The organism is Bacillus sp. REN3, from assembly GCF_017912555.1.
Classification (GTDB): Bacteria; Bacillota; Bacilli; order Bacillales; family Cytobacillaceae; genus Mesobacillus.
Map to the genome: position 1 here is coordinate 145,197 of NZ_JAERSD010000001.1, position 22,898 is coordinate 168,094.

Here is a 22,898-nt window from a genome sequence, read left to right on the forward strand (position 1 = left end):
TTCATAGGATTGCCAATAGGGTAGACAAATAGAGGAAACTATTGTGCTGAAGAAATGAAATGAACCTGAGAAATAAAAAAATGTAAATAGTGTTGAAGCAAATAGGAGGAAGAAACAATGGACTTACTAACAAAAACCAGAAAAATTAATGCGCTGCTCCAAAAAGCTGCAGGCAAACCAGTTAACTTTAAAGAGATGTCTGAAACATTGAGTGAAGTTATTGAAGCGAACATATTCGTGGTAAGCCGCCGCGGGAAGCTATTGGGATTCGCAATCAATCAGCAGATTGAAAACGAACGTATGGTAAAAATGCTCGAAGACCGTCAATTTCCAGAAGAGTACACAAAAAATCTTTTCAACATCCAGGAAACATCTCCGAATCTTGATGTCAACAGTGAGTATACTGCCTTCCCGGTTGAAAACAAAGACTTATTCAAAAATGGCTTGACAACAATTGTGCCAATCATTGGCGGCGGTGAGCGCCTTGGGACACTGATCCTGGCAAGACTTGAAGAACAGTTCCACGATGATGACCTGATCCTGGGTGAATACGGAGCTACAGTTGTAGGGATGGAAATCCTTCGGGAGAAGGCTGAAGAGATCGAAGAAGAAGCACGAAGCAAGGCTGTTGTCCAAATGGCTATCAGTTCCCTTTCCTACAGTGAGTTGGAAGCAATTGAACATATTTTTGAAGAACTGAATGGCAAGGAAGGATTGCTGGTCGCTTCCAAAATCGCCGACAGAGTAGGAATCACACGTTCTGTGATCGTCAACGCACTTCGCAAACTTGAGAGTGCTGGTGTCATTGAGTCGCGTTCCCTAGGAATGAAAGGAACGTATATCAAAGTCTTGAACGATAAATTTTTATTTGAGCTTGAAAAATTGAAAAGCAACTAATTCATCATCATCACCCGCCTCTGGCGGGTTTTTTCTTTTTACACTCCAAAAAACACGAGCATAGGTCCGAGTAAAGAAGTGTCAACTTTGTGCTTGTTGTACAGAGAATTGTTACAAAATTGTTTCGATTATTTTACGGAATTCAAGAAAAAATGGAATATTTCAAATAAAATCAATCTGCTCCTTTGGGACAGCAAATAGGCTTTTTATCACGAAATAAAGCTAGTGGAGGTAAAAAAATCCAATTCTTTATACCTATAAAACAGTCTGAAACACATATATAATTTCAAGTTTTTAACCATTTTTTACAAAAAATGAAAATGAATAGGAATAAAGTAACGGTTAGGAAAATAAGTCGAAATAAGGATGAAATTTAACTAAAAGTACATAGACAGTTTATTACATCTTCTTTACAATTAACCATATATGACGAAATTCACCAAAGAACTACAAATTTCTTCAAAATGAATTCATGGCAATTGTGAGGTGTAAAAATTGAAGCTGTTTTCAAATACGATTACGACGCTTGAACAAGCGTTGAACTATTCGTCGCTGAAACAAAAAGTCGTCTCGCAAAATATTGCGAATGCCGACACGCCGAACTATAAAGCAAAGGATGTGCGGTTCAAGGCGGAATTCGACAAGGCGCTTGCGCATTCATTAGAGGCAACCAAAACGGATCATCGCCATTATGATTTTAAGAACAATGGGCCCGGAACCTCGCTGATGTACAGGAACAATCTTAACTACAATGAAAATGGCAACAGTGTGGATCTGGATAAGGAAATGTCAGATCTTGCCGCGAACCAGATTTATTACAATGCGTTGACTGAGAGAATCAGCGGGAAGTTCAATTCACTTCAGTCCGTGATACGAGGTGGGAAATAATTATGTCGATGTTCCATAGTATGAATACAACCGCATCCGCCTTGACTGCACAGCGTTTAAGGATGGATATCATTTCCTCGAACATGGCTAATGTGGATTCCACAAGGAGCATTAACGGGGAAACATACCGCCGTAAAATGGTCGTCCTTGCACCCAAAGAAGGGAGCTTTTCTTCGCTCCTCAATAAAGCGATGGGCACCGCAGGCAGTCAAACAGCAGGAAATGGCGTAAAGGTAACGAAAATCAAAGAAGATGAAACGCCATTCAAGATGGTTTATGACCCGGAGCATCCTGATGCTGACCCGGCAACAGGGTATGTGGAATATCCGAATGTCGATCCATTGAGGGAGATGGTCGATTTGATCAGTGCTACCCGTTCCTATGAAGCAAACGTAACCGTGTTCAACGCTTCAAAAGGAATGATGATGAAAGCCCTTGAAATTGGCAAATAAGGAGATTAAACAGAATGAATAGTCCAGGAATAAGTTCCGTTACGCAAATGGTCAAGCCATTTGGGGCAAATGTGTCTACTCCCACACACAAAACATACGAAGCGGAAAAGAGTTTTTCGTCCGTACTTAAGCAATCAATCGAAAAATTAAATGAATCCCAATTACGATCGGACATCATGACTGAAAAATTGGCGCGTGGGGAAAATGTCGACCTGCACCAGGTGATGATTGAAAGCCAAAAAGCCAGCATTACCCTCCAGGCGACTTTGGAAGTAAGGAACAAAGTAATCGAAGCATATCAGGAAATGATGAGGATGCAGGTTTAACCAAGTAGCTAAAAACTAGAGTGTCAGCGGTTATTAGCTGTATACAAGAAGAGACATAATAACCGGGGGATTGAAATGAAAGAAACCGTTCAAAAGTATATGCATGCAACGAGGGATTTCTGGCACAGGCGCTCCAAAAAGCAGAAAATCAGTCTGGCTGCGTCCCTTTTATTCGTCCTGGCGATTGCAGGCCTGACAGCCTTTTTCTCTGCCGGGACAACACTTGTGCCCCTTTACAGCAATCTCTCCCCTGCAGAGACAGGGACAATCAAGGAGAGCCTTGACGCAAGAGGGATAAAATCAGAGATCACGGACGAAGGGAAAACGATCCTCGTTCCGGAAGAATCGGTCGACAGCCTGAAGGTTGAACTAGCTGCGGAAGGAATCCCGAAATCGGGAAGCATCGATTATTCATTTTTCAGCCAGAATGCCGGAATGGGCATGACCGATAATGAATTCAATGTGCTGAAGCTTGAAGCGATGCAGACAGAACTGGCTGATTTGATAAAAGGGATTGAGGGTGTGAATGATGCCAAGGTGATGATCAACCTTCCTGAAAAAGGTATCTTCGTCAAAGACAGTGCTGAGCAAGCGTCTGCATCCATCGTCCTTAACACTAGCCCGGGTTATCAATTCAAGGAAGAACAGATTGCGGCGCTTTACCATCTGGCTGCAAAAAGTGTGCCGAATCTTCCTACTGATAATATCGTCATCATGAACCAGTTTTTTGAGTATTTTGATTTGAAAAATGAAAGCAACTCCAATGGATCATCATTTGCTTCACAGCACGAAATCAAGCAACAGGTCGAAAGAGATGTGCAAAGACAGGTCCAAAGCATGCTCGGTACATTGATGGGGCATGACAAGGTGGTTGTATCTGTCACTGCAGATATAGATTTTACTCAGGAAAACAGGGAAGAAAACCTGGTTGAACCGGTTGATAAAGAAAACATGGAAGGAATTGCGGTCAGCGCCCAGCGTCTCACTGAAACTTTTTCAGGGAAGGGGGCGGGACCTGGGGGTACGCCAACAAGCGGGGATAATCCTGATGTCCCAACATACCAGGAGGGTGCAGAGGGGAATGGCGATTACGAAAAGGTTGAGGAAACAATCAACAATGAAGTCAACAGGATCCGCAAGGAAATCACCGAAAGTCCATACAAGGTAAGGGATTTAGGTATTCAAGTAATGGTTGAACCTCCGACACCGGATGATCCGAATTCCCTTCCGCAGGAACGTGTTGACGATATCACAAGGATTCTTGGAACAATCGTCCGGACTACAATCGATAAAAAGACCTTGGAAAATGAACTGACGGACGAAGCAATTGAAGACAAAGTAGTGGTTTCAGTCCAGCCGTTTAACGGAAAAGTCACATTCGACAACAAAACGGCAGAAAAACTGCCATGGTGGATCTACCTTGTCGGAGGTCTCCTGCTTGCGGCGATCATCATCCTGATCATCCTATTCATCAGGCAAAGGAGGAAGGATGATGAGGAAGAAATCGTGATGGAGGAAAACACAGAGCAAATTTATGTTCCGGACGTGAACAAGGAATACGAAACTGAAAAAACAATGAAGAAAAAACAGCTTGAAAAGATGGCGAAAGAAAAACCAGAAGACTTTGCTAAATTATTGCGGACCTGGATTTCTGAAGATTAGGAGGGGGATTCATGGCAAGGAAAGACCAGAAAGAACTGACAGGCAAACAAAAAGCAGCGATCCTCCTGATCTCGCTTGGACCGGATGTTTCCGCCTCAGTATACAAACATTTAAGTGAAGAGGAAATCGAAAAGCTGACACTCGAAATCTCAGGAGTGAAAAAGGTGGATTCGCTTGCTAAAGAAGAAATTATGGAGGAATTCCATAATATAGCCCTTGCCCAGGATTATATTTCCCAGGGCGGGATAGGTTATGCGAAAACAGTACTGGAAAAAGCCCTTGGGGCAGATCAGGCGGCTGTGATCATCAACAGGCTGACTTCATCCCTGCAGGTAAGGCCATTTGATTTTGCCAGGAAAGCGGATGCCGGACAAATTCTCAATTTCATTCAAAATGAGCATCCCCAGACTATTGCCCTGATTCTTTCTTATTTGGATTCAACCCAGGCAGGACAGATCCTTTCGGAACTTCCGCAGGAAGTCCAGGCAGATATCGCAAGAAGGATTGCAGTGATGGACAGCACTTCACCAGAAATCATCAGTGAAGTGGAACAAATACTGGAAAGGAAGCTGTCGGCAACGGTCACCCAGGATTATACCCAGACAGGCGGTGTCGAAGCGGTTGTCGATGTCCTGAACGGTGTTGACAGATCGACTGAGCGGACAATCCTCGATGCGCTTGAAATACAGGACCCAGAACTTGCGGAAGAAATCAAGAAGCGGATGTTCGTTTTCGAAGATATTGTTACGCTCGATAACCGGGCGATCCAGCGTGTCATCCGGGATTGCGAGAACGAGGACCTTATGCTTGCCCTTAAAGTATCAAGTGAAGAAGTCAAAGAGATTGTCTTTAAGAACATGTCCAAGAGAATGGTTGAAACATTCAAAGATGAGATGGAATATATGGGTCCTGTCCGCCTCCGAGACGTAGAGGAAGCACAAACGAGAATCGTCGCCATCATCCGCCGCCTTGAAGAAAGCGGAGAAATTGTCGTAGCCCGTGGCGGAGGGGATGATATCATTGTCTAGGCTCATCAAATCCCACCTGGGCAGCCAGGAGGCAGGAGAAACGAAAGTCATATCTGTACGGATAGTGGAGATGGGAACACAGGAAGAAAGCAGGCCAGACCTGTCACTGATGGATGCTGATCGTGCAAGAGTACTAGAGAAAGCAGCACAGGAGGCAGAGGCAATTGTAGCGAAAGCAACAGCCGAAGCAGAGGCAATCAAGCAGCAGATCATGAAGGAGCAATCAGGATGGGAGCAGCAAAAAGCTCTTATCGCCGAGGAAGCCCGTACTGACGGGTACACACACGGTCTGGAAGATGGCAGAAGGGAGGGGTATGCGGAATACAGGGAAAGTATTCTTTTGGCAAGGGAAATGGTGGAGGCCTCCAAACGGGATTACCATCAGCATATCGAATCATCCGAAAAGGTCATCCTTGAACTAGGCATGAAGGTTGCAGGGAAAATCCTCGGCAAAAAAATCAGCTTTGAAGAAGAGTTCCTCGGATTAGTAAAAAGAGCTTTGAAGAATGCCAGGGATTATAAAAATATCCAGCTGCATATCCATCCTAATCATTTTCAGTTCTTATTGGCGCAGAAAGAAGAATTGGCTGCTGTTTTTCCACAGGAAGTGGATTTCTATATCTACCCGGATGATGAAATGCCGGAAGACGCATGCATCATCGAATCCGAAAACGGGAGAACCGACGCGAGCGTGGATAGCCAGCTAAATGAAATAAAGCTACGGCTCTTTGAACTGTTGGAGGATGATAGTCAATGAAGGCTGCTGATTTGATTGGTCATATCGACTTTGTTGAAAGCTTCAAACGGTATGGGCGCGTCAAGAGAGTCGTCGGGTTGATGATTGAGTCGCAGGGACCGGAAAGCTCAATCGGTGATGTTTGCTTCATTCATGTCGGGACGAAAAAGAAGCGAAAGATCCGAGCGGAGGTAGTCGGCTTCCAGGATGAGAATGTCATCCTCATGCCGTATACATCGGTCCATGATATCTCTCCAGGGTGCCTTGTGGAAACCACGATGAAACCTCTGGAAATAAAAGCTGGAGAGGGCTTGATTGGCAAGGTTGTTGATTCCTTGGGGCTACCGCTTGACCAGTCCAGCCTTCCGAATGGATTAACTTCCGTACCGACAGAGCAAGACCCGCCTAATCCGTTGAGCCGGCCGCCGATATCGGAACCCATTGAAGTAGGCGTAAGGATGATCGACAGCCTCCTGACTGTCGGAAATGGACAGCGTGTCGGGATATTTGCAGGGAGCGGCGTCGGAAAAAGCACTTTGCTTGGAATGATTGCCAGGAATACAACCGCTGACTTAAACATCATTGGACTAATCGGGGAACGCGGCCGGGAAGTTCGCGAGTTTATTGAACGGGACCTCGGGCCCGAAGGCCTTAAAAGGTCGATTGTCGTTGTCGCAACTTCTGACCAGCCGGCGCTCATGAGGATTAAGGGTGCCTACACCGCCACGGCCCTTGCAGAGTATTTCCGCGATAAAGGGCTGAATGTCATGCTGATGATGGACTCGGTCACAAGGGTAGCCATGGCGCAGCGGGAGGTTGGGCTTGCAGTAGGCGAGCCGCCGACGACAAAAGGATATACGCCATCCGTTTTCGCCATCCTGTCGAGGCTCCTTGAACGTACAGGCACGAACGAAACAGGTTCCATCACCGGTTTTTACACCGTGCTTGTTGATGGGGATGATATGAATGAACCGATTGCGGATACTGTCCGAGGCATTCTGGACGGCCACTTTGTCCTTGACCGTGACCTTGCGAATAAAGGTCAGTATCCGGCTGTGAATGTCCTGAAAAGTGTCAGCCGGATCATGAACAATATTGTCAGTCCTGACCATATAAAATCCGCAGAGAAATTGAGGGAGCTTTTAAGCACCTATACCAAATCGGAGGATTTGATCAATATCGGAGCCTATAAGAAAGGATCTTCATCCGAGATCGATGAAGCAATCCAGCGTTATCCGCAAATCCTCAGTTTCATGAAGCAAAGCACCGCTGAAAAGGTTTCGATCGCAGAGAGTATTAGTCAGCTGAAGCAATTAGTAGGGAAAGGTTGATGGTTCAAATGCGTTTTCAGTATAAATTCGAAAAAATCCTCTCACTGAAGTCCCGGGAAAAGGAGGAAGCGCAGGCGGTCTATGAGGAAGCGGTCAAAAAGTTCGAAGAAGCTGCGGACAAGCTATATCACTTGCTGAAGAAAAAAGAAGATCTGGAAAGCTATCAATCCAGCAAGCTCACAAACGGGCTGCAGGTGCAGGAAATCCGCCATCATCAACAATTCATCGGCAATCTGGAGAAGTCAATCGAACATTGCCAGAAGATTGTCATGAACGCAAGGAACATGATGAACTTTCAACAAAGTCAGCTGATGGAAAAAAATATTGAAGTCAAGAAGTATGAAAAGATCAAGGAAAAAGATCATCTTCAGTTTTTAGCTGATGAAAAATATGCTGAAGGCAGAATGATGGATGAGATCTCGATTCAGCAATATATGAACCGGGAAATTAGGTGATTGAATGGGTAAGAGTATCGAGGAAAAAGAGAACCAGCGTGAAAATAGGTTCCAATGGTTCTTGTTTGTCATTGTGATTCCAACATTATTTGCGATTGTGATTGCCCTTGTCGTCCTGACGTTTGCCGGGATCAACGTCTTCCAGACGGCGAAGGATATTGGCGCAAAACTCCCTTTTGTCTCAAAGATGGTGGAGGACACCAAGCAGCCATCAATCGAGGAGTACGAGAAAAATATCATCCGTCTCGAAGCAGAGATAAAAGACGGGGAAGCAAAAATGGAGCAATTGCAGTCAAAGATTGAAAGCAAGGATTTGCAGGTAGAACGCCTGGAACTGGAGAAGTCCCAGCTTGAAGCGCAAATAGAGGAATTGACAGCCATACAGCAAGATAACAAGCGGGCATTCAGGGAGATCGTGAAAACATATGAATCAATGTCGGCAAAAAGTGCAGCTCCCATCATCGCTGAGATGAAGAACGAAGAAGCGGTCAGGATATTGACCAATATCAAACCGGATGCGCTGGCGGCTATCATGGAAAAGCTTCCTGCAGCAGAGGCAGCTAAATATACGGAAATGCTGACCAGCGAATCAGAGAAAAAGGTACAGTGATATTCCAGTTGAATGAAAGGGGGTGAGAAAGTGAAAGTAGGAGGTTTGGGTTTTTGTCATACCGTTGCATCCGGAATGCAAAATTCAACTGAATCGAAAGGGGATTTGGGAGGGTTCAATGAATTGATGGCAGCCGTGCTGACCGGTATGGCCGGAAAAGCAGATGCAAGTCAGGCTGGACAGCAGCAAACAGTTCCAGGTGAATGGGGACTGACGGGACTTTTTGATTTCCTTAGTAAGCAGGAGCTGGCCGAACTGGAAGAAGGGATGCACATCCTCGAAGATTTAATCGTTGAATCTGGAAATCTTCTTGACCATGCATTAGTCCATCTTGATATTCAGGTGGATGAGATCGAATCCCTGCTTGCGAAGTGGGGGCTGACAGAGGAAACAACTTTTGGTGCAGATATGGATAAAGATGATATTTTGGCATTCCTTTCTGCGTTCGTGGCGGACCTTGCTGGACTTTCCCAAAAGGATTTGGCAGGAAAGCTAGGAAAAGAAGAAATACAGGCAATTAAAGCCGTTAAACTGATTGAACTGATGGCTAAGTATTCAGATGCAGATGAAGGAGAAAAAATAGAATCCATCAAGGAGTCATTGCGCCTTATCGGCAGCAAGCTTGAGGTGATTATTGGCAGCAAACAAGCTACAGATCAAATACAGTCGCGATTTACCCGTTTGGCAGCTGAATTAAACATATTGAATGGAAAAAATGTTGAAAATCAAAGCTCAGCTTCAACAGATGCCAGCGTAAAAGCGGAAGGCCCAGGAGGAACGATTCCTTTCCTGCCGCATTTAGCAAGGGCGGAGCAGCTGACAATCATGTTACAAAATGAAGATAAGCCGTTTTCTGCGGAACAGCTAATGAAGCAATTCGAATCGATCCTTTCCAAAGCTCGGTTCATGAACAGCGGCGGGATGCAAAAGCTTTTCTTCAAGCTTTATCCTGAGCACCTTGGCAGCCTGAGGGTCGAACTGTTCCAGAAGGATCAGACGATGATGGCCAGGATCATTACGACAACCAGTACTGCAAAAGAAATACTCGAATCACAAATAAACGGCCTGAAGCAGGCATTTGCAGCACAAAACATTTCAGTCGACCGGATTGAAGTGTCGCAGCAGACACTGCAACAGGAACGGTTCTTGAACAAGGATTCCCAGCAACAGCAGCAAAGGCAGCCTGAAGGGCATTCCGAGGAAAAGCAGGAAGAACATGAAGATTTCCGGTTTTCTTTCGAGGAAGCGCTGCTGAACACAGAAATATAGGAGGATAATGGAATGGTGAATACAATAAATCCTTCATACCTGCTATCCAGCATCCAGAAAGAGAGAAAAAATGCAGGTTCGGATATCTTGGGGAAGGATGACTTTTTAAAGATCCTGATGACCCAGCTTCAAAACCAGGATCCTTTGAATCCGATGCAGGATAAAGATTTTGTTGCCCAGATGGCTACCTTCTCTACTTTGGAGCAAATCACCAACATGGGGAAATCAATTGATCGTTTTGTCCAGGCAGAACAGCAAAACCAAATGATTTCATACAGCCAGTTTGTCGGCAAGGATGTTACCTGGCATAAAATCGAGGTTGTGGATGGCGAGGAAGTTGTCAAACAAGGTACCGGAAAGATTGCTTCCGTCCAATTTAAGGAAGACGGCGTAACGTTTGTAATGGAAGATGGGTCAGTACTTGAGCCAGCGAACATTTCACAGATCAATGAAATTTCAAGTGAAAACCATATGCTGCAGGCAAGCATGCTGATCGGAAAGACTGTTACTTATCTTGATGGAAATAAAGAAGAAAAATCAGCGGCAGTGCAATCGGTCTCTTTCAAAAATGGCAAGACTTCCTTTACGCTTGCCGATGGAAACAATACAGAAATCGGTTCTTCACAGATTACTAAAATTCAATAATTTAGGGAAGTGATGTGATGGATAAAGCAAGTTTCCGTCCCATCCAATCACTGCATGCGGGTACGGCCGGCAACAGGCCTGTTAAATCGAACCAGCTGCCGCGAACGCCATTTTCAGTGCAGCTGCAATCCGCGATCCAGACGAACAGTCAACTCTCTGTCAGCAAGCATGCAAAAGAGCGTCTGGCCCAGCGTGGAATCGAGATTTCGCAGGAGCGATGGGCGAGGATTGAGGAAAAAGTCAAGCAGGCAAAGCAAAAAGGCGTGAATGATTCTCTTGTACTGCTGAAGGATGCAGCGCTGATCGTCAGCGCCAAAAACAATACAGTGATAACGGCAATGGGGCGGCATGAAGCTGCAGAACAAATTTTCACGAATATAAATGGCACAATCGTAATGGAACACTAAATGGAAAAGGGCTGGACCTTGATAGGGGGCCTGGGCTGTGGACTGATTGAAGCAGCCCGTAAAATAGGGAGGAGTCAAATAAATGCTACGTTCAATGTACTCAGGAATTAGCGGAATGAAAAACTTCCAAACCAAACTGGATGTCATTGGTAACAATATCGCCAATGTGAATACATACGGCTTCAAAAAGGGCCGTGTCACCTTCAAGGATACAATGAACCAGACGATTTCCGGGGCAAGCACAGCGCAAAATAACCGCGGCGGTAAAAATCCGATGCAAGTCGGGCTCGGATCGACACTGGCAACAGTGGATACAATCCATACACAATCAAGTTTACAGACAACCGGCCGCTCACTAGACCTGGCGATTTCGGGTGACGGCTATTTCGTTGTAAAGCAAGGGAATGCCCAATTCTACACAAGGGCAGGGAACTTTTATCTGGATGAACAAGGAACACTCGTCAATGGCGATGGATATAAGATTCAATCCTACAATAACGGTGTCCTTCAGGATATTAAGGTCGATGTGAACTCGATTCTGCCAGCGCGGCAAACAACAAGCATTACGATTGACGGGAATTTCCCTACAGAGGTTTCTGGGAATACTGAGCAATTGCAGCAATTGAAGGTTGTTGATGGTGACGGTGTGGAGCATACGGTAGAAATGAAATTGACAAATATCAGCGGAAACGTCTGGGAAATGACATTGCAAGACAGAAGTTTAAGCAGTCCGCAGCCGCAAGTTGTAAGGTTCGATACTAGCTCGAAAACATTCACTCCGGCAAACTTCACATTGGCAGTAGAGGGAGGAAGCGTCCCCCTTACTTTTAACAGTGGAAATGTCACAACGACTGGGAGCAATCTGAATGCTCTTTTTAGCCCTGATGGTTCAACCCAGGGTTCAATCGAGAGCTTCAGCATCGGGCAAATGGGTGAGATCAGCGGCGTCTTTTCCAACGGAAAAGTTGAGCAGCTGGGAACGATCGCCCTGGCGAAGTTCAGCAACAGTTCTGGATTAAGCAAGGTTGGAAATAACCTTTTCCAGGATTCAGTGAATTCCGGAACAGCAAATATTGGCACACCTGGTGACGGATTCGGGACGATCGCTTCCGGCGCATTGGAAATGTCGAATGTGGACTTATCTGAAGAATTCACTGAAATGATCACCGCCCAGCGTGGGTTCCAGGCCAACACAAGGATCATCACAACTTCGGATGAAATCCTCCAGGAACTCGTGAATTTGAAACGATAGATTAAGAGAGGAGCAGGGCTGAAGGCAAATGCTTTTGGCCCCTGGTGATTATTGTGATCAAAGTGACGAAATTGAATGGCAAAGCATTTACACTCAATGCACTTTTTATTGAAGCGGTTGAATCCTTTCCCGATACGACGATCACCCTTGCAAACGGGAGGAAATACGTTGTTCAGGAGAGTGAGGGACGCGTCAGTGATTTAATCAGGGAATTCTACCAGGATGTTGGCCTGATAGGAAGGCGAATGTTGGAGGAACAGAAAGATGAAGAATAATAAGCTGGTTACAGTGATGGCGATCATGCTGGTCGCAATTTTGCTGGTTGGCACGATTGCAGTCGTGGCAGTCCTGAAGCTTACGGGTGAAGATAAAAAAGAGGAGCCAACCATCGATGAGGTGTTGGAAGCTTCTGTCGATATTCCCGAAGTGACCACGAACCTTGCTTCTAATGATTTTATCAAGATTTCTTTTAAAATCGAAACTGATAGCAAAGAAGCTAAAGAGGAACTTGAGAAAAGGGATTTTCAAGTGAGGAATATCATCATCTACGAATTATCGGAGAAGAAATCCGAAGAGCTGCAGGGCGTAGAAGGAAAGAAAGGCCTAGAGGAAACGCTTAAAACAAAAATAAATAGCCTCATGCAGGATGGCAAGATAAAGAAAGTATATATTACAGGGTCAATCCTCCAGTAACAGCATACTGCAGATCAATATGAATTGGAGGTGAAGGGAATGTCAGGAGAAGTATTATCCCAGAGCGAAATTGACGCTCTGCTATCCGCCCTTTCGACAGGTGAGATGGACGCCGATGAGTTGAAGAGGGAGCAGAATGAAAAAAGGGTGAAAACATACGATTTCAGAAGGGCTTTAAGGTTTTCGAAGGACCAGATCCGCAGCCTCACCCGTATCCATGAAAATTATGCAAGGCTGCTGACGACATTTTTCTCGGCACAGCTGAGAACTTATGTGAATATCAGTGTTGCCTCTGCGGACCAGATTCCGTATGAAGAATTCATAAGATCAATCCCAAAAATGACCATCCTGAATGTTTTTGACGTTCCTCCATTAGAGGGCAAGGTCTTGATGGAAGTCAATCCGCATATTGCTTATGCGATGCTTGACAGGATGTTGGGAGGAAAAGGCGCCAGCCATAACAAAGTGGACAGCCTGACAGAGATTGAAACAAAGATCATGTCTAACATGTTCGAAAAAGCATTCGAGAACTTCAGGGAAGCATGGAGCACCATTTCGGATATTGATCCGCAGCTCGCGGAATTTGAAGTGAACCCTCAATTCCTGCAAATGGTTTCCCCGAACGAAACAGTGGTTGTCATCTCATTGAATACGACGATTGGCGAAGCAAGCGGAATGATCAATGTCTGTATCCCGCATGTGGTGCTGGAGCCAATCATCCCAAAACTTTCAGTGAAGTATTGGATGCAGTCAGACAAAAAGGAAAACCTGCAAATCGAGAATTGGAAACTCCAGCAGGAAATCCAGAGAGCGGATGTGATGGTGACTGCCGAACTGGGATCATCGGATCTTTCGATACATGACTTCCTGATGCTCGGAATTGGCGATGTCATTGAATTGAATCAGAAAATTGACCAGCCAATGGTCATAAAAGTCGGCGAGATCCCTAAATTTGTTGGACAGCCAGGGAAAGTAAACAAAAAATTAGCCATTCAAGTGTTTGATACATTGAAGGGGGGAGACGATGATGATGAGCGATGACATGCTTTCACAAGACGAAATTGATGCGCTTTTGAAGGGTACCTCGGATGAAGCGGATGACACTGAAGAGATGATTGATGTAGATGATTACTTTTCTTTCATGGAAAGGGATGCTCTTGGCGAGATAGGCAATATCTCATTTGGGAGTTCAGCCACGGCCCTGTCGACTTTATTGAATCAAAAGGTGGAAATCAATACACCTACAGTCACGGTCGTACAGCGTGCCAAGCTGTCAGATGCCTTTCCTGACCCTTATGTAGCTGTGCAGGTTTACTATACGGAGGGATTCACTGGCAGCAATATGCTTGTCATTCAACAAAGTGATGCTGCTATTATTGCAGATTTGATGCTGGGCGGCGACGGCCTCCATCCAAGGGACTTAATGGACGAGATCCAATTGAGCGCTGTGCAGGAAGCGATGAACCAGATGATGGGCTCCGCAGCGACATCCATGTCGACTGTCTTTAGCAAGAGGGTAGATATTTCCCCTCCGGATATCAATCTATTAAACGTCGTTGAAGGAGAAGGAACGGAAGCAATCCCAAAGGACGATATACTCGTCAAAGTATCTTTTTCCCTCAAAATCGGGAATTTGATAGATTCGAATATTATGCAGCTGCTGCCAGTTTCCTTTGCCAAAAGCCTTGTGGATGAGTTGCTGAATCCTGGTTCGCAGAGGTCCAGCTTGGAGGAGCCGGCACAACAAGCTAGACAGGATATCCAGGATGTGTCCTCTATGTCCAGGCAGGATGGAGCTGACCAGCCGCAGGACGGTCAATATCAGCAAGATTACAATCAACAGCAGCCTTACAATCCAGGGGGACACCAGGGAATGCCATCAGGGAACGGGTGGAATCAGCAACAGGCAAAGCCGGCAGGATCACAGCATTTTGGCCATTCAAAGCCAGTGCCGCAGCCAACGGTCCAGCCTGCTGTTTTTTCAAACTTTGAAACGTATCAGCCGATGCAAACTGAAACGAAGAATCTTGAAATGCTTCTTGATATTCCATTGCAGGTCACAGTTGAACTGGGCCGGACCAAGCGATCAGTGAAGGATATCCTTGAACTGGGGGCGGGCTCCATCATCGAATTGGATAAGCTTGCAGGTGAACCCGTTGACATCCTGGTAAACAACCGACTGATTGCCCAGGGAGAAGTAGTGGTCATTGATGAGAACTTCGGTGTCCGGGTTACAGATATAATCAGCCAGACAGACCGTTTAAAAAAACTGAAATAGCATTTTAGGGGGAAGAACAGTGACAAAGAAAATTCTAGTCGTTGATGATGCGGCTTTCATGAGAATGATGATAAAGGATATTTTGTCTAAAAATGGATTCGAGGTAGTAGCAGAGGCTGCCGATGGAGTACAGGCGCTGGAAAAATACAAGGAATTCAATCCGGATTTAGTGACTATGGATATTACGATGCCGGAAATGGATGGCATTACTGCATTGAAGGAAATCAAGAGCATGAATCCAAATGCAAAGGTCATCATGTGTTCCGCAATGGGCCAGCAGGCAATGGTCATCGATGCCATCCAGGCCGGAGCGAAGGATTTCATTGTTAAGCCATTCCAGGCTGACCGGGTGATCGAAGCGATTTCCAAAACACTTAGCCAGTGAACTTAATTCTTAGAGGGTGCGGCAATTGTCAAGATTATTAAAAACTGCCACAGCGGTCCTTTTCCTGATAACTGCTCTGCTGAGCCCGCATGGCATGGCATCTGCTGAGCAGCAAAACAAAAGCGCGAAGGATTGCGTAGAAAATCCTGCTTCATGCGATGATTGGCAGCCAGGCAAAGCAGGGATAAACAAGACGAAAGATACAAAAACAACCGTAGGGGTTACCTTCTGGGATTTCCTGAAGATGATATTCGCCACTATATTCGTGGCTGGCCTTTTATATTCACTGCTCAAGTTCATCAATAAGAAAGGTGCATCCTACAAACGCTCCCAGCTTGTTGAAAATCTTGGAGGTACCAGCCTTGGAGGCAATAGGTCCATACAGGTTGTCAAAGCAGGGAACAGGCTTCTGGTCGTGGGAGTGGGAGAGAATATCCAGCTCCTTAAGGAAATCGATGACCCTGAAGAGTACAGCCAGGTCATCAAAGAATATAACAACAAAATGGACCAGCTTGCACAGCCCAGCGACATTGTCTCGAAGATACGCGGAAAAATGAAGAAGGACGGAAAGAATGAATATACATCCTTTACCGATTTATTGAAGGAACAGCTGGATGATATGTCGGGCGGAAGAAAAAAGCTTCTTCAAGAGCTTAAAAAGAAAGGGTCAGGCAAAGATGAATGAATTTATGGAGTTTTTTAACAGCAGCGCTCCTGAAAATGTTTCTACCTCTGTAAAGCTGATGCTGCTTCTTACCGTCCTTTCCCTTGCGCCCAGCATTTTGATCTTGATGACAAGCTTCACAAGGATTGTCATTGTCCTGTCATTTGTCCGGACGGCGCTGGCTACTCAGCAGATGCCGCCCAACCAGGTGTTGATTGGTCTATCTTTGTTCCTCACTTTCTTCGTGATGGCACCGACCTTCCAGGAAGTGAACGAACAAGCCCTGACCCCGTTATTCAATGAAGAAATCAATTTGGAGCAAGCTTACGATAAAGCCTCGATTCCATTCAAAGAATTCATGAGTGCCCATACAAGGCAGAAGGACTTGGCTCTCTTCCTTGAATACTCCAAGGCCGAAGCGCCCAAGTCGGTGGAAGATATACCGATGACTGCACTTGTCCCGGCCTTTGCCATCAGCGAAATCAAGACTGCGTTCCAGATCGGGTTCATGATCTTCATTCCCTTCCTTGTGATCGATATGGTAGTCGCCAGTGTTTTGATGTCAATGGGGATGATGATGCTCCCGCCGGTGATGATTTCACTGCCATTCAAGATTTTGCTGTTTGTCATGGTGGATGGATGGTATTTAGTCGTGAAGTCGCTTTTACAAAGTTTTTGAGCAGGTGAATAATAATGACATCAGAATCCGTAATATCAATAGCGGAACAAGGGATCTATACAGTCCTGATGATAGCAGGCCCGCTCCTGGCACTTGCCCTTGTTGTCGGATTGGTCGTCAGCATCTTCCAGGCTACGACGCAAATCCAGGAGCAGACACTTGCCTTCATCCCGAAAATCGTCGCCGTGCTTCTCGGTGTTGTCTTCTTTGGGCCATGGATGCTTAGCTACATGCTTTCGTATGCAAACGATATACTATCGAATTTGACCAGGTTTGTAGGGTAGAGCCGTGGATTTCATTCCTTCATTCCCTGCATTCCTGCTGATTTTCGTCAGGGTGACGTCCTTCTTCTTGATGATGCCGCTGTTTTCATACAGGACGATCCCAGCTTCCCAAAAAATTGGCCTTGGTTTTTCACTTGCATTGATCATGTTTTCGGCGATGGAAGTGCCCGGAATCACGATTGATGGTACATTTTTCATGCTAGTCATCAAGGAAGCGCTTGTCGGGCTTTTGATTGGCTTCATTGCCGCCAAGATGATGTCGGCTGTCCAGATTGCCGGCGGATTCATCGACTTTCAGATGGGTTTCGCAATAGCGAATGTTCTTGATCCGCAAACGGGTGCGCAAAGTCCGCTGATGGGCCAATACCTATACACGCTTGCCCTGCTGTTTTTGCTTACAGTCAATGGCCACCATTTGCTGATCGACGGTATCTTCTACAGCTACAGCTTTGTGCCGCTCGACCAGGTGCTGATCCCTTTCGGGAACAAGGATGTGGTTGAATTCATCATGATGTCCTTCAACAAGATGTTCATCATCGCCTTCCAGATGTCCATTCCGGTGGTAGGCAGTTTATTCCTTGTGGATGTCGCATTGGGAATCGTGGCAAGGACAGTTCCGCAGCTGAATATTTTTGTAGTAGGGCTGCCAGTTAAAATCGGCGTAAGCTTCATTGTGCTGATCGCTGTCATGGGTGTTTTGATGATGGTCATTTCCGATCTGTTTTCAGCGGCGCTGTCGACGATGCGGGGCCTGATGGAATTAATTGGAGGAGCATAGATGAACCGATTGACATTGGACCTGCAATTTTTCGCAGGCGAAAAAACCGAAAAAGCTACTCCCAAAAAGAAACAGGATGCGCGGAAAAAAGGACAGGTTGCAAAGAGCCAGGATGTTAATACGGCGGTTGTCCTGCTGTCTGTATTCTTGTTTTTGATGTTTTTTGGAAAAGTGATGGGTGAACGGCTGATAGGCGTCCTCCGGCATGCCTTGCAGCAATATATGTTCATGGATTTGACGGAAAAGAATATTCAATCGATCTTGATAGAAATTCTTTCTGAATTGATATTTTTCCTTGGGCCAGTCATGCTTGTCGCTCTTATTGCAGGGGTCGCAGCGAATTATGTCCAGGTCGGCTTCATGTATTCGCCAGAAGCGATCCAGATGAAGCTTGAAAAAATCAATCCGATCAGTGGGTTTAAAAGAATTTTTTCGATGAGGGCGCTGGTGGAGATGCTGAAATCGATCCTGAAAATCAGCTTTATTGGCGTCATTGCATTCTCTGTACTGTGGTCGCGGATGGACGAAGTACTTAGGCTGGCAAATAAAAGCGTTGGTGCTGCAATGGCGACAATTGCTGGATTGACTCTTCAAATGGGGCTTTTTGCTTCCGGAGCATTGCTATTTTTATCTTTATTGGATTACCTCTATCAAAAATTCGACTTTGAAAAAAGCATCCGAATGTCCAAGCAAGATTTGAAGGATGAATACAAAAATATAGAGGGCGACCCATTGATCAAATCAAAAATCAAGCAGAAGCAGCGTGAGATGGCAATGCGGCGGATGATGCAAGAGGTTCCAAAAGCGGATGTGATCATAACAAATCCAACACATTACGCAATTGCTCTTAAATATGACGATCAAAAAGCGGATGCTCCGATCGTTGTCGCAAAAGGGGTGGACTTCGTTGCCCAGAAGATCAAGCTGATTGCAAAGGAAAATGAAGTTGCTGCCGTGGAAAACCGGCCGCTTGCAAGAGCGTTGTACAGCCAGGCTGAAATCGGGGATACAATCCCTGAAGAGTTTTTCAAAGCAGTCGCCGAAATTCTTGCCTTTGTCTATCAATCTAAAAATAAAGTGCTGTAAATCCAAGGTATGCAGTGTTAGGAGAGAAAAAGTATGTCAGCAAGAGACCTGTCTGTCCTGCTTAGTGTCATTTTAATCGTAGCTATGTTGATCATTCCTTTTCCATCATGGCTGCTCAGTGTCCTGATCATGGTCAATATTTCAGTCGCGCTTCTTGTGCTGCTGAACACAATGAATATGACGGAGCCGTTGCAATTTTCGGTATTTCCTTCACTGCTCTTGCTGCTGACGCTTTTCCGTCTCGGCCTGAACGTATCCACTACACGTTCCATCCTATCCAAGGGTGAAGCAGGAGGAGTGGTAGAGACGTTCGGGACCTTCGTGGTCGGCGGCAATGTCGTTGTCGGGATGGTCGTCTTCCTGATTCTGATCATCATTCAATTCATCGTCATTACCAAAGGATCGGAGCGTGTTTCGGAAGTTGCCGCTAGATTCACGCTGGATGCGATGCCTGGGAAGCAAATGAGCATCGATGCCGATTTGAACGCTGGGATGATATCCGAGCAGCAAGCGCGTGAACGCCGGGAAAAAGTCAGCAGGGAAGCCGATTTTTATGGAGCGATGGACGGTGCCAGCAAGTTTGTCAAAGGGGATGCGATTGCCGGTATCATCATTGTCATCATCAACCTGATTTTTGGGATTGTGATCGGCATGACACAGCAGGGGCTTTCCATTGGCGATGCAGCGTCAAGGTATTCGCTCTTGACTGTCGGAGATGGCATTGTCAGCCAGATTCCTGCATTGCTGATATCAACTGCGACCGGGATCGTTGTCACTAGGGCTGCTTCAGATGGAAATCTCGGTGTTGATATTACATCACAGCTATTGGCCTATCCCAAAATGCTGTATGTTGCAGGAGCGACGATTTTCCTGTTGGGCTTGTTCACGCCGATTTATGATTTGCTGACCATTCCGCTTGCAGCTTTGATGGTTGCTGGTGGATATGCTTTCTCACGGGTGCCTGAACCTGATCGGCAGCAGCTTGAAGAGATGGAAGAAGAAATCCAGATGGATGAGATGAAAAGCCCGGAAAGTGTTGTCAACCTGTTGAATGTCGATCCAATCGAGTTTGAATTCGGCTATGGGCTCATTCCGCTTGCCGATGCAAACCAGGGGGGAGATCTCCTTGACAGGATCGTCATGATCAGAAGACAGCTTGCCATTGAACTTGGGCTAGTGATTCCGGTGGTCAGGATCCGCGATAACATCCAGCTCCAGCCAAACGAATACAGGCTGAAGATAAAAGGGAATGAGATGGCCAGAGGAGAATTGCTTCTCGACCATTACCTGGCGATGAGCCCAGGAGTTGAGGAGGACGGCGTCGAAGGAATCGAGACAATCGAGCCAAGCTTCGGCCTTCCTGCGAAATGGATTACAGAAGAAATGAAAGAACAGGCAGAAATTTTCGGCTATACAGTCGTGGATCCTCCGTCGGTTGTTTCCACACATATCACTGAGGTCATTAAAGCGAATGCCCATGAACTTTTAGGAAGACAGGAAACGAAACAGCTGATTGACCATCTGCGGGAAAGCTACCCAATTCTTGTAGAGGAAGCAACGCCAACTCCCCTATCAGTCGGCGAAATTCAGAAGGTGCTTGCCAAGCTGCTGAAGGAAAATGTCTCGATCAGGAACCTGCCTGTCATTTTCGAGACACTGGCTGATTACGGTAAAGTAACTAATGATACAGAAATACTCGCAGAATATGTCCGCCAGGCGCTTGCAAGGCAAATTACGAGCCAGTATGCAAGGGCAGATGAAACAATGAAAGTCATTACGCTGTCTGGCCGGGTTGAAAAATTGATAGCAGAGGGTGTGCAGCAGACAGAGCATGGAAACTATCTGTCGCTGGATCCAGGGGTTTCACAGAGCATTCTTGAATCAGTCGCCAGTCAGGTCGAGCAGCTGAGCCTGATGGAGCAGACCCCCATCCTCCTTTGCTCGCCTGCGGTCAGGATGTATGTGCGTCAATTGACAGAACGCTATTTTGCGCAAATTCCTGTGCTGTCTTATAACGAACTAGAAGCAAATGTAGAAGTCCAAAGTGTCGGGGTGGTGAATGTGGAATGAAAGTAAAGAAATATACAGCGTCATCCATGCCTGAGGCGATGATGAAAGTAAGGTCAGAATTGGGAAGCGATGCAGTGATCCTGAACTCCAAGACGTTACAGAGTCACGGATTTTTTGGTCTTTTCAAAAAGAATAGCATTGAGGTCATTGCCGCGATTGACCCCGAATTAACATCGTCCCCAAGGCAGCATGCCAAGGAAAGGGTCGAACCTGGGACATTCCGCAGTCAGCAAAGCAGGGTGCCCGAGGAGCGGAGAGCTGCCGGGAATCAGGAAGATAACGAGTTGTTGAAGGAAATTTCCCAGTTGAGGGAAATGCTGCAGGACACCGGTCTGGAAAACAAACTGGCAGTCCCACTGCCAGCTCCCATCAAAAGCCAGGTAGAATGGCTGGCTGGCCAGGAGGTCGATCCAGAGTATATAAATGAACTAACTGCCAGCCTCCTAGAAAGATGGTACGTTAGCGGTGCTGCAGAAGAGGAGCGAAAAGTAAGGCAATGGTGTGCTGAAGAGATAAAGGGAAAGCTATCAAACTACTCATTTGGCGGGTTGACATTCAGGAAAAAATTCATCAATGTTGTCGGGCCAACAGGTGTAGGAAAGACTACTACACTGGCAAAAATAGCTGCTGAAAGTGTATTGAAACATAACAAGAAGGTTGCTTTCATCACTACCGATACTTACAGGATTGCTGCCATTGAGCAGTTGAAGACGTATGCCGGGATCCTTGATGTCCCGATTGAGGTTTGCTACAACCTTGAGGATTTTAAAGAAGCAGCGGATAAGTTCGATGAATATGATCATATTTTCATTGACACCGCCGGCAGGAATTTCAGGAATAAGAAATATGTTGAGGACTTAAAGAGGGCGATTGACTTCGGCCATGAAATGGAAACATTCCTTGTTCTTTCCTTAACTGCAAAACAGAGGGATATGGAAGAGATATACAGACAGTTTTCCTTAATCGCGATTGATCGATTCATTTTCACAAAGCTGGATGAAACAGCAATGCATGGTTCGATGCTGAATATGATCAACAAATTCTCAACAGGAGCTGCCTATTTGACGAATGGTCAAGACGTTCCAGATGATTTGATAGCGGCGTCTCCTGGAATCATCGCAGAAACAATCCTCGGAGCCAGATCATATGAATGACCAGGCGGAAAAATTAAGGAACAGGCTGAAACAAAGCAGCATGACAAAAGAAGCAAAGACAATCGCTGTCGTCAGTGGAAAGGGAGGGGTTGGAAAATCGAATTTTTCGCTGAATTTTTCGATATCGCTTTCCCGGAAAGGAAAAAAAGTTTTGCTATTCGATCTTGATATCGGGATGGGAAACATCGAGATTTTAATAGGCAAAACCTCCCCTTATTCGATTGCTGATTTTTTATCAGGAAACGCCTACCTTGAAGAGGTAGTTTTCAGTGGCCCCGAAGGAATTGATTACATCTCGGGCGGGACAGGTTTAAGCCAACTGATCAGGATGGACAAGGAAGCTGTAGACTATTTCACCAACAGCCTCAGTGAGATGCTGAAAAGGTATGATTATTTGATTTTCGATATGGGTGCCGGGATGAATGAAGAAACACTCTCGATCCTTCTGGCGGTTAACGAAATCTTTGTCATCACAACAACGGAGCCAACAGCAATCATGGACGCATATGCAACGATGAAATATATCCATCTTGCGGACCCCACTCTGCCTTTCTTTCTGATAGTGAACCGAGCCGGTTCGCCCCGGGAAGGAAACGAAACATTGTCGCGGCTCGGCGAGGTCCTCGAAAGGTTCCTTAGTCGTTCGCCGGTAGGGCTAGGGATCCTTCCGGATGACAAAAGTGTCCATGAAGCAGTAAAAAGGCAGATTCCCTTTATGACTTTCAATGGTAAATCGCAAGCCTCAAAAGGGATGGCTTTGATAGCCGAAAAGTATCTGGCCAATATCGGCACAGGAACAGCAGGGAAAGAGCCTAAAAGTTTTACAGCCCGGCTGAAGCAATTCCTGTATGGAAGGCAGGGATCTTGAA

General features: G+C 45.8%; 27 protein-coding genes. All 27 read left to right on the plus strand.

Going from position 1 to position 22,898, the window contains the following annotated elements:
* Positions 1-117: 117 nt before the first annotated feature.
* Positions 118-897, plus strand: a complete 780-nt coding sequence (gene codY, locus JJQ88_RS00725; RefSeq protein WP_210363812.1) for a GTP-sensing pleiotropic transcriptional regulator CodY — start codon at positions 118-120, stop codon at positions 895-897.
* A 495-nt stretch (positions 898-1,392) separates the two neighbouring features.
* Complete coding sequence (gene flgB, locus JJQ88_RS00730) at positions 1,393-1,785, plus strand: flagellar basal body rod protein FlgB (RefSeq protein ID WP_210363813.1); 393 nt, start codon at positions 1,393-1,395, stop codon at positions 1,783-1,785.
* A 2-nt stretch (positions 1,786-1,787) separates the two neighbouring features.
* Positions 1,788-2,237: a flagellar basal body rod protein FlgC gene (gene flgC, locus JJQ88_RS00735; RefSeq protein ID WP_210363814.1), complete on the plus strand. Its 450-nt coding sequence runs from the start codon at positions 1,788-1,790 to the stop codon at positions 2,235-2,237.
* A 47-nt stretch (positions 2,238-2,284) separates the two neighbouring features.
* Positions 2,285-2,563 (plus strand): flagellar hook-basal body complex protein FliE, encoded by a 279-nt coding sequence (gene fliE / locus JJQ88_RS00740; protein WP_246860857.1) that lies wholly within the window; start codon positions 2,285-2,287, stop codon positions 2,561-2,563.
* A 75-nt stretch (positions 2,564-2,638) separates the two neighbouring features.
* The gene (gene fliF / locus JJQ88_RS00745; protein ID WP_210363816.1) at positions 2,639-4,225 is read left to right on the plus strand and encodes a flagellar basal-body MS-ring/collar protein FliF; all 1,587 of its coding nucleotides are present in this window, start codon (positions 2,639-2,641) and stop codon (positions 4,223-4,225) included.
* A gap of 11 nt (positions 4,226-4,236) precedes the next feature.
* Complete coding sequence (fliG, locus tag JJQ88_RS00750) at positions 4,237-5,253, plus strand: flagellar motor switch protein FliG (protein ID WP_210363817.1); 1,017 nt, start codon at positions 4,237-4,239, stop codon at positions 5,251-5,253.
* Positions 5,237-6,010 carry a flagellar assembly protein FliH gene (gene fliH / locus JJQ88_RS00755; RefSeq protein ID WP_246860837.1) on the plus strand — a complete coding sequence of 258 codons (774 nt, stop codon included), beginning with the start codon at positions 5,237-5,239 and terminating at the stop codon, positions 6,008-6,010. Before fliG ends, fliH begins: the two co-directional genes overlap by 17 nt.
* A complete protein-coding gene (fliI, locus tag JJQ88_RS00760; protein ID WP_210363819.1) occupies positions 6,007-7,320 on the plus strand; it encodes a flagellar protein export ATPase FliI in 1,314 nt (437 codons plus the stop codon). The genes fliH and fliI overlap by 4 nt, the downstream gene beginning before the upstream one ends.
* Before the next feature lie 8 nt (positions 7,321-7,328).
* Entirely contained in the window at positions 7,329-7,775 is a 447-nt protein-coding gene (fliJ, locus tag JJQ88_RS00765) for a flagellar export protein FliJ (RefSeq protein ID WP_210363820.1), read from the plus strand.
* 4 nt (positions 7,776-7,779) lie between these two features.
* Positions 7,780-8,385 (plus strand): MotE family protein, encoded by a 606-nt coding sequence (locus JJQ88_RS00770; RefSeq protein ID WP_210363821.1) that lies wholly within the window; start codon positions 7,780-7,782, stop codon positions 8,383-8,385.
* A gap of 30 nt (positions 8,386-8,415) precedes the next feature.
* Positions 8,416-9,654, plus strand: a complete 1,239-nt coding sequence (locus JJQ88_RS21630; protein WP_210363822.1) for a flagellar hook-length control protein FliK — start codon at positions 8,416-8,418, stop codon at positions 9,652-9,654.
* Between the two features lie 12 nt (positions 9,655-9,666).
* Positions 9,667-10,299, plus strand: coding sequence for a flagellar hook assembly protein FlgD (gene flgD / locus JJQ88_RS00780; protein ID WP_210363823.1), 633 nt, complete (start codon positions 9,667-9,669; stop codon positions 10,297-10,299).
* A gap of 17 nt (positions 10,300-10,316) precedes the next feature.
* A complete protein-coding gene (locus tag JJQ88_RS00785; protein WP_210363824.1) occupies positions 10,317-10,706 on the plus strand; it encodes a TIGR02530 family flagellar biosynthesis protein in 390 nt (129 codons plus the stop codon).
* An 82-nt stretch (positions 10,707-10,788) separates the two neighbouring features.
* Positions 10,789-11,958: a flagellar hook protein FlgE gene (locus tag JJQ88_RS00790; protein ID WP_210363825.1), complete on the plus strand. Its 1,170-nt coding sequence runs from the start codon at positions 10,789-10,791 to the stop codon at positions 11,956-11,958.
* A 53-nt stretch (positions 11,959-12,011) separates the two neighbouring features.
* The gene (locus JJQ88_RS00795; RefSeq protein ID WP_210363826.1) at positions 12,012-12,233 is read left to right on the plus strand and encodes a flagellar FlbD family protein; all 222 of its coding nucleotides are present in this window, start codon (positions 12,012-12,014) and stop codon (positions 12,231-12,233) included.
* Positions 12,223-12,651 (plus strand): flagellar basal body-associated protein FliL, encoded by a 429-nt coding sequence (gene fliL / locus JJQ88_RS00800; RefSeq protein ID WP_210363827.1) that lies wholly within the window; start codon positions 12,223-12,225, stop codon positions 12,649-12,651. Before JJQ88_RS00795 ends, fliL begins: the two co-directional genes overlap by 11 nt.
* Before the next feature lie 39 nt (positions 12,652-12,690).
* A complete protein-coding gene (fliM, locus tag JJQ88_RS00805; RefSeq protein ID WP_210363828.1) occupies positions 12,691-13,692 on the plus strand; it encodes a flagellar motor switch protein FliM in 1,002 nt (333 codons plus the stop codon).
* Entirely contained in the window at positions 13,679-14,929 is a 1,251-nt protein-coding gene (gene fliY, locus JJQ88_RS00810; protein WP_210363967.1) for a flagellar motor switch phosphatase FliY, read from the plus strand. Before fliM ends, fliY begins: the two co-directional genes overlap by 14 nt.
* Before the next feature lie 19 nt (positions 14,930-14,948).
* Positions 14,949-15,314: a response regulator gene (locus JJQ88_RS00815; RefSeq protein ID WP_210363829.1), complete on the plus strand. Its 366-nt coding sequence runs from the start codon at positions 14,949-14,951 to the stop codon at positions 15,312-15,314.
* Positions 15,315-15,339: 25 nt separating this feature from the next.
* Complete coding sequence (locus tag JJQ88_RS00820) at positions 15,340-15,999, plus strand: flagellar biosynthetic protein FliO (RefSeq protein ID WP_246860838.1); 660 nt, start codon at positions 15,340-15,342, stop codon at positions 15,997-15,999.
* Entirely contained in the window at positions 15,992-16,657 is a 666-nt protein-coding gene (gene fliP / locus JJQ88_RS00825; protein ID WP_210363830.1) for a flagellar type III secretion system pore protein FliP, read from the plus strand. Before JJQ88_RS00820 ends, fliP begins: the two co-directional genes overlap by 8 nt.
* Before the next feature lie 14 nt (positions 16,658-16,671).
* Entirely contained in the window at positions 16,672-16,941 is a 270-nt protein-coding gene (fliQ, locus tag JJQ88_RS00830) for a flagellar biosynthesis protein FliQ (RefSeq protein ID WP_210363831.1), read from the plus strand.
* A gap of 4 nt (positions 16,942-16,945) precedes the next feature.
* Complete coding sequence (gene fliR, locus JJQ88_RS00835) at positions 16,946-17,719, plus strand: flagellar biosynthetic protein FliR (RefSeq protein WP_210363832.1); 774 nt, start codon at positions 16,946-16,948, stop codon at positions 17,717-17,719.
* Positions 17,720-18,805 carry a flagellar biosynthesis protein FlhB gene (gene flhB, locus JJQ88_RS00840; RefSeq protein ID WP_210363833.1) on the plus strand — a complete coding sequence of 362 codons (1,086 nt, stop codon included), beginning with the start codon at positions 17,720-17,722 and terminating at the stop codon, positions 18,803-18,805.
* 33 nt (positions 18,806-18,838) lie between these two features.
* Entirely contained in the window at positions 18,839-20,875 is a 2,037-nt protein-coding gene (gene flhA / locus JJQ88_RS00845) for a flagellar biosynthesis protein FlhA (protein WP_210363834.1), read from the plus strand.
* On the plus strand, positions 20,872-22,029 hold the full coding sequence (flhF, locus tag JJQ88_RS00850) for a flagellar biosynthesis GTPase FlhF (RefSeq protein ID WP_210363835.1): 1,158 nt from the start codon (positions 20,872-20,874) through the stop codon (positions 22,027-22,029). Before flhA ends, flhF begins: the two co-directional genes overlap by 4 nt.
* Positions 22,022-22,897 (plus strand): MinD/ParA family protein, encoded by an 876-nt coding sequence (locus JJQ88_RS00855; RefSeq protein WP_210363836.1) that lies wholly within the window; start codon positions 22,022-22,024, stop codon positions 22,895-22,897. Before flhF ends, JJQ88_RS00855 begins: the two co-directional genes overlap by 8 nt.
* Position 22,898 lies beyond the last annotated feature (1 nt).